The sequence below is a fragment of the Mycolicibacter terrae genome (assembly GCF_010727125.1).
GTDB classification, from domain to species: Bacteria; Actinomycetota; Actinomycetes; order Mycobacteriales; family Mycobacteriaceae; genus Mycobacterium; species Mycobacterium terrae.
In genome coordinates this window covers 986,104-997,473 of record NZ_AP022564.1, presented here as the reverse complement: position 1 = coordinate 997,473, position 11,370 = coordinate 986,104, and the positions used below count along the sequence as shown (strand labels likewise).

The 11,370-nt window shown below is 68.4% G+C and carries 13 protein-coding genes and 1 pseudogene; 5 read left to right on the top strand and 9 right to left on the bottom strand.

The window, feature by feature from the left end:
- Nucleotides 1–4: 4 nt before the first annotated feature.
- A complete protein-coding gene (locus G6N23_RS04825) occupies nucleotides 5–355 on the bottom strand; it encodes a hypothetical protein (protein ID WP_085260929.1) in 351 nt (116 codons plus the stop codon).
- The gene (locus G6N23_RS04820) at nucleotides 352–921 is read right to left on the bottom strand and encodes a type 1 glutamine amidotransferase domain-containing protein (protein WP_085260928.1); all 570 of its coding nucleotides are present in this window, start codon (nucleotides 919–921) and stop codon (nucleotides 352–354) included. Before G6N23_RS04820 ends, G6N23_RS04825 begins: the two co-directional genes overlap by 4 nt.
- A 102-nt stretch (nucleotides 922–1,023) precedes the next feature.
- On the opposite strand from G6N23_RS04820, the gene G6N23_RS04815 reads away from it, so the two are divergent.
- On the top strand, nucleotides 1,024–2,073 hold the full coding sequence (locus G6N23_RS04815) for a YncE family protein (RefSeq protein WP_085260927.1): 1,050 nt from the start codon (nucleotides 1,024–1,026) through the stop codon (nucleotides 2,071–2,073).
- Between the two features lie 25 nt (nucleotides 2,074–2,098).
- Nucleotides 2,099–2,395, top strand: coding sequence for a hypothetical protein (locus G6N23_RS04810; RefSeq protein ID WP_085260926.1), 297 nt, complete (start codon nucleotides 2,099–2,101; stop codon nucleotides 2,393–2,395).
- Here the strand turns inward: G6N23_RS04810 and G6N23_RS04805 are convergent.
- Nucleotides 2,388–2,663 carry a hypothetical protein gene (locus tag G6N23_RS04805; protein WP_085260925.1) on the bottom strand — a complete coding sequence of 92 codons (276 nt, stop codon included), beginning with the start codon at nucleotides 2,661–2,663 and terminating at the stop codon, nucleotides 2,388–2,390. The two genes, G6N23_RS04810 and G6N23_RS04805, sit on opposite strands and share 8 nt — an antisense overlap.
- Before the next feature lie 106 nt (nucleotides 2,664–2,769).
- On the opposite strand from G6N23_RS04805, the gene G6N23_RS04800 reads away from it, so the two are divergent.
- Nucleotides 2,770–3,741, top strand: coding sequence for an IS481 family transposase (locus tag G6N23_RS04800; RefSeq protein WP_109560210.1), 972 nt, complete (start codon nucleotides 2,770–2,772; stop codon nucleotides 3,739–3,741).
- Between the two features lie 13 nt (nucleotides 3,742–3,754).
- Here the strand turns inward: G6N23_RS04800 and G6N23_RS04795 are convergent, their stop codons facing one another.
- From G6N23_RS04795 to G6N23_RS04780, 4 genes and pseudogenes are all read right to left on the bottom strand, one after another.
- A complete protein-coding gene (locus tag G6N23_RS04795; protein WP_085259924.1) occupies nucleotides 3,755–5,245 on the bottom strand; it encodes a molybdopterin-dependent oxidoreductase in 1,491 nt (496 codons plus the stop codon).
- Nucleotides 5,242–5,670, bottom strand: coding sequence for an oxidoreductase (locus tag G6N23_RS04790; RefSeq protein ID WP_085259910.1), 429 nt, complete (start codon nucleotides 5,668–5,670; stop codon nucleotides 5,242–5,244). Before G6N23_RS04790 ends, G6N23_RS04795 begins: the two co-directional genes overlap by 4 nt.
- A gap of 28 nt (nucleotides 5,671–5,698) precedes the next feature.
- Nucleotides 5,699–6,022: pseudogene (locus tag G6N23_RS04785) on the bottom strand (DUF1360 domain-containing protein); the annotation flags it as partial.
- 85 nt (nucleotides 6,023–6,107) lie between these two features.
- Nucleotides 6,108–6,440 (bottom strand): hemophore-related protein, encoded by a 333-nt coding sequence (locus G6N23_RS04780; protein WP_234808523.1) that lies wholly within the window; start codon nucleotides 6,438–6,440, stop codon nucleotides 6,108–6,110.
- Between the two features lie 120 nt (nucleotides 6,441–6,560).
- Here G6N23_RS04780 and G6N23_RS04775 point away from each other — a divergent pair, with 120 nt between their 5' ends.
- Nucleotides 6,561–7,238 carry a cutinase family protein gene (locus tag G6N23_RS04775; protein WP_085259908.1) on the top strand — a complete coding sequence of 226 codons (678 nt, stop codon included), beginning with the start codon at nucleotides 6,561–6,563 and terminating at the stop codon, nucleotides 7,236–7,238.
- Here G6N23_RS04775 and G6N23_RS04770 read toward each other — a convergent pair.
- The gene (locus G6N23_RS04770; RefSeq protein ID WP_085259907.1) at nucleotides 7,201–8,313 is read right to left on the bottom strand and encodes an enolase C-terminal domain-like protein; all 1,113 of its coding nucleotides are present in this window, start codon (nucleotides 8,311–8,313) and stop codon (nucleotides 7,201–7,203) included. The genes G6N23_RS04775 and G6N23_RS04770 overlap by 38 nt on opposite strands.
- 44 nt (nucleotides 8,314–8,357) lie before the next feature.
- Between G6N23_RS04770 and G6N23_RS04765 the strand changes: the two genes are divergently transcribed.
- Nucleotides 8,358–10,106 (top strand): glycoside hydrolase family 15 protein, encoded by a 1,749-nt coding sequence (locus tag G6N23_RS04765; protein WP_085259923.1) that lies wholly within the window; start codon nucleotides 8,358–8,360, stop codon nucleotides 10,104–10,106.
- 1 nt (nucleotide 10,107) lies between these two features.
- Here the strand turns inward: G6N23_RS04765 and G6N23_RS04760 are convergent, their stop codons facing one another.
- The gene (locus G6N23_RS04760) at nucleotides 10,108–11,286 is read right to left on the bottom strand and encodes an alcohol dehydrogenase catalytic domain-containing protein (protein WP_085259906.1); all 1,179 of its coding nucleotides are present in this window, start codon (nucleotides 11,284–11,286) and stop codon (nucleotides 10,108–10,110) included.
- Nucleotides 11,287–11,370: the final 84 nt, after the last annotated feature.

Here is an 11,370-nt window from a genome sequence, read left to right as displayed (position 1 = left end):
CGGCTCAATGCCGAAACGCGACGACCAGGGCCAGCAGGTCCAGGGCCAACAGCACCCAACCCGCCAGCGGGACAATGAATCCGCGCCGGCGCCCCGCCGTCCAGAACGAGGCCAGAATGGTCAGCGCGGCGATGACGGGAGCGCCGTAATACAACACGCCGAAGACGACGCCGCCGGGCCCGAGGTCGGGGCACTCGGCGGTGCTGCACGCGGCGGTGCTCATCACCGCACCCGTGGCGAAGACCATCACCACGGCGGCCCCGGCGGCGGTCAACACAGCCGCCACCCAGTTGACCCAGAACCGGGCGCGGTGGTCGTCGGTCTTGACCGGTACCGGCATCGGTTCGCCGGTCACAGCGGTACCTCTTGCGCCGACAGCTCGGCTACCAACGCATCGCAGAACGCCGGCAGGTCGTCGGGCTTGCGGCTCGACAGCAGGATCGACGACCCGCCATCGCAGCGGACCAACGCCTCGTCCACCCAGTCTCCGCCCGCGTTGATGATGTCGGTGCGCAGGCTCGGCCACGACGTGATCCGCCGGCCGGCAAGGACTCCGGCTTCGATCAGGGTCCATGGGCCATGGCAGATGACGGCGACCGGCTTGCCGGCGTTGAAGAATTCCCGCACGAACGCGACCGCACGGTCATCGGTGCGCAACTGGTCCGGGTTGGCCACCCCGCCCGGCAGGACCAGTGCGTCGAAGTCGTCCGCTGAGACGTCGTCGACCACCCGGTCCACGTCGAACTCGCCGCCGCGGTCCAGGTGGTTGAAGGCCTGAACCGGCCCGGTGGTCGTCGACACCAACACCGGGGACGCGCCGGCCTCGGCAACCGCCCGCCACGGCTCGGTCAGCTCGACCTCCTCGGCGCCTTCGGGTGCCACCAGGAATGCGACCCGGCGACCCTCTTGCGATTCAGACATGGAACTCCCCTCTCCGCGATACGGACACCTCCCCCATACCCGATGGCCCAGTTGCACAAACGGACCGGTGTAGCCGGCCGGCACCGGGGGTACCCCGGCGGAATGACCTGGCAGACCTGGTGTGGCGCGGCGGTCGCCGGCGTGCTCGCGTGCGCCGGCTGCTCAGCCCCGGGCCGGTCGTTGCACAGTGCGCCGGAAACCGTTTCAGTGCAGGCACAGACACCGCTGCGCGATCCGGTCTGGTCATATCGCACCGATTCGCTCATCGCACTCACCGACGACGGCCGGCTGGCGGCGGTCGATCACGCCGACGACCCCGATACCGTCAACACGCGGTTCTCGGCGCCGCTGGACGCCGGGCGCAACGTCCAGATCAGCCGCGCCGATGACCGGACGGTGTTCGTACCGCAGCCGGCCCGCGGCCGGGTCGCGGCGGTCGATTTGACCAGCCTGCGGCAGATCGGCGATATCGACGCCGGGCCGGCGCCGTCCTACCTGTCCGAGGACTCGGGCATGCGGATACTGCTCGCGCTGTCCGCCGACGGCTCGACGGTCACCCCGGTCGAGGAGCTTGGTCTGCGCCGACTACCGGCCGCAAAGGTGGCCGCGGGCCCGACCGGCGTCATCGACGGCGCCAACCGCGGGCGCGTCATCGAATACCACGTCTACGGACCGGCCGGAGTCTCCTATTACAAGGCGCAACCGTTCCAGCAACAGTCGCCGCCGGAGCACCGCGGCAGCTACCACACCGAGGTCGTCGCGGCCGCCGGAGACGGTACGGCCGTGAGCCGGGTTTATCTGGCCGACGCCGGCGGCGACACGCTGTACGCCGTCGAATCCGGGCGCGGCGGGCACGGTTTGCGCGAGGTCGGCCGGGCGCCGGTCTCCTCGCCGATCCGCCATCTCGGCTCCGACGCCACCCGGGTGTATGCCGCCACCGAGACCGATGTGAGCGTTTTCGAGTCGGCGAGCTTCACCGGCTTTTCCCACGGCAGCATCCCGATGCTGCGCGTCATCGACTACCGGGCCGGTCTACCGTCCGGGCCGGCCCGGTCCGCACCCCTGTCCGGCATGGCGATCGGCCCCGACCGGGTGTATTTGACCCTGCGGGGCCAGCCGGTCGTGGTCAGCGTCGCCAAGCCGCGATTGTGAGAACTGCTTTCTTCAGGAGGTTCGATTGAGCTCGACGCAACGGATCAGCATCGACGACGACGTCGCGGTGCTCACCGAGCAGGTGCGCGCACTGCGGGAACTCGGGCAGCGGCCGAAGGTCGACGACGAACGTATCTACGACTTGAGCATCCGGTGGGGAACCGCGCTGGCCGGGCGGCTGCGCCGGCTGGCCTATTACCACGGCCGCGGTCTGCTCGACGACGACGCCGAGCGCCGCTTCGAGGCGGTGTGCGAAGAGTTGAGTGGCGTGGCCGATCTGGTGGAGCGGTTCGGCCTGGCCCGGCCAGAACTGCCTAACTAGCCAGGAATTCCTTGTAGCGCAACCGGATCGCGGTTCGCGGTTGCGGGCACGACGGGTTCCGGCAGGTCAGGGCGACCAGGTAGGCGTCGTCGTCCTCGTCGAGGAACAGGAACCCCAGATACAGCGCGTGGCCGACCTCGAACTCGGTTCCCTCGCAGGCCGCGCAACTGCCTCCGCGCACCGCCACCAGCTCCGACACCCGGTCGCGGGCGATGTCGCCCAGATCGATCAGTTCCGGGCGGGGTTCTGCGTCTGCGGTGGCGCTCACCTCTAGATGTACTCGGCAGGGACGTTGTTGACGATTTCGGTGCGAGAAGGGAGGACCTCCGGGCTTAGTGGAGATGTCTGACGTCTTCACACACTCGGAGGTCCTCGTGTCTCACGCTAATGCCCGCTTGACCGTTCATGGTCGTCAACTGCTGGTCGATCGAATCCTGACCGGCGGGCGCAAACCCGCGCATGTCGCCGCTGAACTCGGTGTATCACGGCAATGCGCCTATCGATGGGTCCACCGCTATCTCACCGAAGGATCGGCCGGTCTCGTCGACCGGTCCTCACGACCGCACCGGTGCCCGCGACGCACCGCCGCATCGGTGGAGACCGCCGTGGTCGAACTGCGTCGTTCCTCCCGTCGAGGCCAGGATTGGATCGGTACCGAACTCGCGGTGCCGGCACGCACGGTCTCGGCGATCCTGCGCCGCCACGAGGTGGCCTACCTACGCGACTGCGACCCGTTGACCGGAGCGCTCATTCGCTCGTCGAAAGCCACCACGGTGCGCTACGAACGGGCCCGGCCCGGCGAGCTGATTCACATGGACGTCAAGAAGATCGGACGCATTCCCGACGGCGGAGGATGGAAAGCCCATGGCCGCCAGGCCGGTGACACCGCCACACGCAAGAAGGCCCGGATCGGGTTCGACTACGTGCACTCGGCCATCGACGATCACTCTCGGCTGGCGTACTCGGAGATCCTGCCCGACGAGAAGGGCGCCACTTGCGGAGCGTTTCTCGCGCGCGCAGCTCAATACTTCACCACCCACGGCATCACTATCGAGCGCGTCATCACCGACAACCACTTCAGCTATCGCCGCTCCAACGACGTCGCCGCCACCATCACCGCGATCGGCGCCAAACACGTCTTCATCAAGCCCTACTGCCCATGGCAGAACGGAAAAGTGGAGCGCTTCAATCGCACCCTGCAGACCGAGTGGGCCTACCGCCAGGTCTTCACCACCAACGCCGCACGAAGCGCAGCTCTTGCTCCCTGGCTCGAGTACTACAACAATCAACGCCGCCACTCAGCCATCGGAGGCCAACCCCCAATCAGCCGACTGTCACCAACGTGACTGCCGAGTACATCTAGATCTCTCCGTCCATGCCGTAGTAGACGTTGTCTTCGCGCCAGCCACCTCGTCCCTTCCCGATATGGGCGTAGTCGTCGACGAACTCGATCTGGTTGATCCATTTGGCCATTTTGAAACCCACCTGCGTCTCGGCCCGTAGTCGCAGTGGCGCCCCGTGCTTGATCGGCAGCGGCTCGCCGTTCATCGCATAGGCCAACAGCATCTGCGGTTTGTGGGCCAGTTTCAGGTCGAAGATCTCGTAGAACTGACCGCCGCCGTGCGCGCTCGGTTCGTCGGTGCTGTTGTCCTGCATGCTCATAAAGCAGATGTAGCGCGCCTGTGGCAACGGGCGCACCAGATCCACCAGGGTGCCCAGCGGTAGCCCGGTCCACTCGCCGATGGACGTCCAGCCCTGCACGCAGTTGTGCAGCACCCGCTGGGTCTGCGGTTCGCCCAGTGCGCGCAACCCGGTCAGATCCAGCGTCATCGGTTGCTCCACCAGCCCACCGACTCGCAGCCGCCAATCGACGAAGTTGTGCACCGCCATCACCTTGTAGTTCTCGGCGGTCGGGGGCTTGCCGTTGACGCGGTGCTCCGCCGACAGCGCTCGCCGCGGGTAATCCTGCCGGGAGTCCAGCCGGCGAAGCAGGCCCTTGCGGGGCACGCTGATCACCGCACCGAGTACGCGGCGCACCGACGCAGGGCTGCGCTGGCTCCACACCGTCGCCGCGACATGGACGGCGACGATCACCGCGATGATGAGCAGCGACAGTGCTGTCGCGAGAGTCATGTTGCGTACCGCGCCGAAGATCATCAACGCGGTCAACCGGCCCCAGCCCCAGAAGAACACCATCGACAGGTGGATCGCGATGAACACCACGAACGCGGCCAAGCCGAGGAAGTGCAGGCTGCGGGCGGACTGCCGGCCGCCGAACAACCGCACATACTTCGGGAACCGGGCCTCGATCGCCGGCGACTGCGCGGCGCCGGTGAGGATCTGAAACGGCGCCAGGCCGAAGATCACACCGGCGTAGGTCAGCTTCTGGATGGCGTCCAGTGGTTCGCCCGGCAGCAGCGGCGGCAGGTTGAAGCTGAGATAGGTGACGATGTCGTTCCACGCCTCGGCGAAGATCGACCAGGAATACGGCCAGTACCGGTGCCACTGCCCCGTCGCGAACAGCAGGATGTAGTAGGACGACCCCACCAGGATCCAGCCGATGACCGCGACGAAATGCCAATGCCGGCCCATGCCGAGCTGCGCGTGTCCCGGCAGCGCGATCAACGGGTGGTAGTCCTCCTCTTCGTCCAAGGTGTCGTAGAGCTTGTTCTTCGGCATCACCTTGCCGGTGAACTGGGCCCACTGCGTTCCGGGTGCGCTGTCTTCGTGGCGGTACAGCTTCGGATGGGTGGACAGGATCTCGATGCCACTGCGCAGCAGCAGGGTCAGGAACAACACGTTGAGCCAGTGGTCGATGCGCAGCCAAGCCGGATAGTCGAGCGTCATCAGCAGTACCAGGCCCTGCGCTGCCCGAATGCCACGTTGACTCCGGATAGCACCGTCAGATGCACCGCCAGGAACGCGCCGGCGCAGGCCAGCGCGAGGTTGCCCGGTGCGAGATCCCACCGCCCGGTCAGCGTCGGCAGGCCGGGCAGGCTCACCAGCCGGCTGATCAGGTAGCCGATCACGAATGCCGTGCAGATGACACTGCCGGCCAGCCACCCCAGGCCCGGCACGATGTCGTCGATGTCGATCCAGGTGCTGGCGGCGGCGACGAGGCAACCGATGATCACCGCGGTGCAGTACACCGTGAAATACCCGGGCGGTCCGGGCGTGGTCGCCAGCACATAACCGTGGGTGCCGGCCACTCCCAGCAGCGCGAGGTCGGCGACCAGCGTCACCAGCCGCGGCAGGTTGAATGCGATCCTGCTCATGAGTGTTTGTCCCGCAGCAAGACCGAGTTCACTGCTCGGTGATCTGCTGAGCTTTCGCGTAGGCCAGTTGCAAGAAATCCGCGCCGGCCAGCGCGGTGAAGCTCCCGGCGACCAGCCGGGTCATTCGGGGAGCGAACACCAGCCCGCCGGTGAACGCGGTGACTACCCACATATCCAGGCAGAACGGGCATGTCAACAACTCCCCCAGACTGTGGCGCAGCTGGCTGGATCGGCGGGTCTCCTCCATCACCTCGGCCGGACCCCCGGTGCCCGCATAGCGGGTGAACGGCGCCCGCAGTGGGCTGGTCACCGCATCTTTGGTGAGCGTCCGGGAGAGTTTGTGCGCACCCAGGTCACGGTCACCAGGTCACCTGTCGCCCAGCCCCCTTGGCAGCATCCGCGACGGTGTTGCCGGCCCCGGCCGATTGGGCCATCGCTCAGTACTTGTCGCAGGTCTTGGCGATGGGGCCGACCAGGTTGACGAATTGCGCTGCCTCGGGCACACCCTGGGCCTGCTCGAGCATCTGCTCGCGCTGCGGCGGCGGCGAGGCGAGGAAGTTCTGCAGGAACGATTGCGCCATGGGTGTGGCATTGAATTGTGCTGCGGTTGCCGGTGATTGCGCGTTCATCGCCGCCACCACTTGTGAGTAGCTGCAGGTGGTGCTGACCGCCGGATCCTGCGCCGGGTCGGCGGATGCGACCCCCGCCGCTGAAAGCGCCAGGGCCACGCCGCCGGCAGCGGCAGCCAGCCTGGTCAAAGACGTTGTGATCATTGATTTCTCCCCTTCGACTCCTGTCCGTCGGTGACGGTACCGACGTAGGCTTGCCGTTTTCGCCCGAGCTAAACCACGGTTTGCCGAGAAGTGGTTGTGGGTATCGGACGAATTGCTGTGATTACTCGAATACTCGCCGCGACCGGTCTGGCGGGCTGCACGCTGCTGTCCTGGCCGGCGGCGGACGCGGCCGCCGCCGGATGTCCCGACGTCGAGGTGGTGTTCGCCCGCGGCACCGCCGAACCGCCCGGGGTCGGATGGATGGGCCAGCAGTTCATCGACGCGCTGCGGTGGCGGGTCGGCGGCCGCCCGGTGGGTGTCTACCCCGTCAATTTCCCGGCCGTACCCGAATTCGCCCCGACGGTCGCCGGGGTCGCCGACGCCGCCGGCCACATCACCGATATGGCGGCGGGCTGCCCGGACACCGCACTGGTGTTGGGCGGCTACTCCCGCGGCGCGGCACTGATCGGTTACCTCACCGCGCCGGCCCCCGCCGCCGACGGGTTTCCCCCGCCGCTGCCGCCGGAGACGGCCGGGCACGTCGCCGCCGTTGCCCTGCTGGGCAGACCGTCAGCCGAGTTCCTGAATTCCCTCGGTGCGCCGCCGCTGGCGGTCGGCCCCGCCTTCGCCGCCAAGACCATCGAGTTGTGTGCCCCCGGCGACCCGGTCTGCTCGGGGGGCGCCGACGGGAACGCGCACGCGGCGTATGCGGCTAACGGCATGACGGCACAGGCGGCGGATTTCACCGCGGAACATCTCAGGCCACCCGAAACTGTTCCAGGTCAGCCGCTTTGATGCTCAACCCGTGGCCCGCCGCGCTGCGGTCTGGGCGCAACATGCCGCCGGGCTCGGGGCGCAGCACACCATCGAAGGCCATCTGCTCGATTCGCACATGGTCGTGGAAGTACTCCAGGTGGCGCAGGTGCCACAGCGCGGTCCCGACATGCGCGCTGATCTGCGGCGCGCAGTGCAGCGACAGATCCAGGCAGCGGGCATCGCACAGGGCCCCCACCTTGAGCACCCCGGTGATCCCCAGGCAGCGGGTGACGTCTGCCTGTGGGCAGTCGACGGCGCCCGCGTCGAACATGCGCTGGAAGTAGGGCAGGTCGTAGCCGTACTCGCCGGCAGCGATGTCCATGCCCGCGGGCGCGCGCTCGCGCAGCAGGTGCAGTCCCTCGAGATCGTCCGAGCTGACCGGCTCCTCGAACCAGCGCACATCGTGCTCGGCGAAGCGCTCCGCCCAGGCCAGCGCCGTCTTGCGGTCATAGGCCCCGTTGGCGTCGACGAACAACTCGGTGTCGGAGCCGACCGCAGAGCGCGCCGCCGCCACCCGAACCGCGTCGGCGTCGGGGTCACGGCCGACCTTCATCTTGACCCGCGGGATCCCCTCCTCGACCCATCCGGCGAGCTGACGGCAGAGCGTGTCGTTGTCGTAGGAGGTGAATCCGCCGCTGCCGTAGACGGGGGTGGCCTCATGCACCGCACCCAGTGCGACGACCAGCGGCTCGTCGAGCAGCCGGGACCGCAGATCCCACAGCGCGACGTCGACGGCGGAGATCGCCTCGGCGACCACCCCGGGCCGGCCCAGATTGCGCACCGCGCTGAGCATGTCGGCCCAGCGGGCCGGCGGTGCCAGGGCATCGCCGCCGGTGACGACCCCGGCCAGCTTGTCGCGCACCACCGTCGCCGCCGCGGTGCCGGCGTAGGTATAGCCGATGCCGGCCTGTCCTGCGGCACGCACCGACACCAGCACCATCGTGGTGGAATGCCAGACCATGGTGCCGTCGGACTCTTCGGCATCGGTGGGAATCGAGTAGGCGGCGACCCCGATCGAGTCGACGGGCACCGGCACGCTGCGGGGCAGGCTCATGCACCGGTGACTACCCTCGTCCGGCTGCGGGTATGCACCGGGCCATGGACAACACACCGCCGCTGCTCGAGCGATTCCCCCCGCACGTGCTGCGCCAGTATGCGCTGATCGCCGACGGGGAGCGCGGCATCGTGGTCGGGCCCCGCGGCGACTTCTGCTGGATGTGTCTGCCCCGCTGGGACAGCCCGGCGGTGTTCAGCTCGTTGCTCGGCGGGGCCGGGGTGTACGCCGTCACGCCGGAACTGCGCCACGTGTGGGGCGGCCAGTACGAGGAACGGTCGCTGATCTGGCGTTCCCGCTGGGTCACCACCGATGGGATCGTCGAGTGCCGCGAGGCATTGGCCTTCCCCGGCGACCCGCACACCGCCGTGGTGCTGCGGCGCATCCGGGCGCTCGATCGTCCGGTGCGGATGCAGGTGGCTTTGCAGGTTCGGGCCGACTTCGGGGCCACCGCCATGTCGGGATTGTCGTGCCGCGATGGTGTGTGGACCGGGCGGTCGGGGCCGCACCGGTTCCGGTGGACGGGGGCCGGCGAGGCGCACCGACCCGGCGACGGATCGCTGCGCATGGTCGTCGACGTCGCTCCTGGACGCGACCACGACCTGGTGCTCGAGCTGTCCGACCGCGAGCTGCCGGCGCAGCCGGTCGAGGCTGCACAGGCCTGGCACGCCACCGAAAGCGCCTGGAAACAGGCTGTTCCGGAAATCACCGGCACTTTGGCCGACGTGGATGCGCAGCAGTCCTACGCGGTGCTGCGCGGCCTGACCAGCGCCGGCGGCGGGATGGTCGCGGCCGCGACGATGTCGCTGCCGGAGCGGGCCAAGCAGGGGCGGAACTACGACTATCGCTACTGCTGGATTCGCGACCAGTGCTACACCGGGCAGGCGATCGCCGCCGCCGGACCGCATCCGTTGCTGGACGACGCCGTCCGGTTCGTCACCGAGCGGGTCCTGGCCGACGGACCCGACCTGCGACCCGCCTATCGTGTGGACGCCACGACGCCACCCCCGGAACACGACCTGGCGCTGCCCGGCTACCCGGGTGGCACGGTCAAGACCGGCAACTGGGTCGCGGACCAATTCCAGCTCGACAACTTCGGCGAGGCGCTGCTGCTGCTGGCCGCCGCCGCGCGGCTGGATCGGCTGGACAGCACCCACTGGGGTGCGGTGCACGTCCTGGTCGACGCGATCGAAAGCCGTTGCGGTGAACCGGACGCCGGAATCTGGGAACTCGACAACCAGCGCTGGGCCCATTCCCGGCTGACGTGCGCGGCCGGACTGCGGCGTATCGCCGGTGTGACGTCGCCGGCCGAAGGCGCACGCTGGCAACATCTGGCCGACAAGCTGGTCAGTGATACCAGCACCGACTGCCTACATCGAGACGGCAGATGGCAACGTGCACCCGATGACGCGGGCATCGACGCGTCGCTGCTGCTGCCCGGGTTGCGGGGAGCCGTTGCGGCCGATGATGCCCGCACCATCGCCACCCTGGCCGCGGTGCGTCGCGAGCTGACCCGGGACGGCTTCGTCTACCGCTACCGGGCCGACCAGCGCGACCTCGGTGAGGCCGAGGGGGCGTTCCTGTTGTGCAACTTCGTGATGGCGCTCGCCGATCACCAGCAGGGCAACGACCTCGCGGCGCTGCAGTGGTTCGAGCGGGGCCGCACCGCGTGCGGGCCGCCGGGCCTGCTCGCCGAGGAATACGACGTGGGCCAGCGTCAGTTGCGCGGCAACCTGCCGCAGGCCTTCGCGCACGCGTTGCTGTTCGAGGCCGCACACCTGCTCGCCGGCTGAGTCACGGCTTGAGCAGGATCTTCACCGCGCCGTCACGCTTCTCCTGGAATATCTGGTAAGCGTGCGGGGCCTGCTCCAGGGGCAGCTCGTGGGTGGCGAAGGCGTCGACGCCCAGCGGGTCGTCGTCGGTGAGCAGCGCCATCATCCGGTCGACCCGCGGTTTGACGTTGGCCTGGCCCATCCTCAGCTGAATCTGCTTGTCGAACAAGGTGAACATCGGCAGCGGGTCCAGTTTGCCGCCGTAGACGCCGACGATCGACACCGTGCCGCCGCGGCGCACGACGTCGATGGCCGAGTACAGCGCGGCGAGCCGGTCGATGCCGGCCTTGTTGATCAACGGTCCGGCCAGGGCGTCCGGCAGCAGGGAGCTGAGCTGTTGCACGGCCTTGGCGCCGCCGGAGCCGTGCGCCTCCATACCGACGGCATCGATGACCGCGTCGGTTCCCCGCCCGTCGGTGCGGTCGCGGATCACCTCGCCGAGGTCGGATGCCCCACGCAGGTCGATGGTCTCGCTGCCCCGGTGAGCCAGCCGGCCCAGCCGCTCGGGCACCAGGTCCACGCCGATCACCCGGGCTCCGGAATGGGCGGCGATGCGGGCCGCCATGTCACCGATCGGCCCGAGTCCCAGCACGGTCACCGAGCCGCCGTCGGGTATCGCGGCGTAATCCACCGCCTGCATCGCGGTCGGCAGCACGTCGGACAGATACACGAACCGCGAATCCGGCGGCCCCTCCGGCACTTTGATGTGGGTGTAGTGGGCCTGCGGCACCCGTAGGTATTGCGCCTGCGCGCCCGGGACCTGACCGTAGAGCTTGGAATAGCCGAAAAGTGCGGCGCCGGTGTCCTGCTCGCGCACCCGGGTGGTGTCGCACTGGGTCGGCAGGCCCTGGCGGCACGTCCAGCAGTGCCCGCAGGCGATCTGGAACGGGATGACCACCCGGTCGCCGGCCTTGAGGTTGCTGACTTCGTGACCGACTTCCCGGACGACGCCGATCGGTTCGTGGCCCAAGATGTCGCCGGGATCCATGAACGGACCGAGCACCTCGTAGAGGTGCAGGTCGGATCCGCAGATGTTGGTGGTCGTCACCTCGATGACGGCGTCGGTCGGCTTCTCGATCACCGGGTCGGGCACGGTGTCGACTTGGACCTTGCGCTTGCCCTGCCATGTGACTGCCCGCATGCGGTCACCTCCGTCGTCTCGAGAACACCGCCCTGGCTACCCGCCCGCACGACAACGCAAACCGTTCCGATCGCGCCCGGCAGC

Excerpts from the sequence above, each read along its gene's own strand:
- G6N23_RS04820 (WP_085260928.1), bottom strand. The coding sequence starts at position 921 with ATGTCTGAATCGCAAGAGGGTCGCCGGGTCGCATTCCTGGTGGCACCC.
- G6N23_RS04815 (WP_085260927.1), top strand. The coding sequence starts at position 1,024 with ATGACCTGGCAGACCTGGTGTGGCGCGGCGGTCGCCGGCGTGCTCGCG.
- G6N23_RS04790 (WP_085259910.1), bottom strand. The coding sequence starts at position 5,670 with ATGAGCAGGATCGCATTCAACCTGCCGCGGCTGGTGACGCTGGTCGCC.
- G6N23_RS04770 (WP_085259907.1), bottom strand. The coding sequence starts at position 8,313 with ATGAGCCTGCCCCGCAGCGTGCCGGTGCCCGTCGACTCGATCGGGGTC.
- G6N23_RS04765 (WP_085259923.1), top strand. The coding sequence starts at position 8,358 with ATGGACAACACACCGCCGCTGCTCGAGCGATTCCCCCCGCACGTGCTG.
- G6N23_RS04760 (WP_085259906.1), bottom strand. The coding sequence starts at position 11,286 with ATGCGGGCAGTCACATGGCAGGGCAAGCGCAAGGTCCAAGTCGACACC.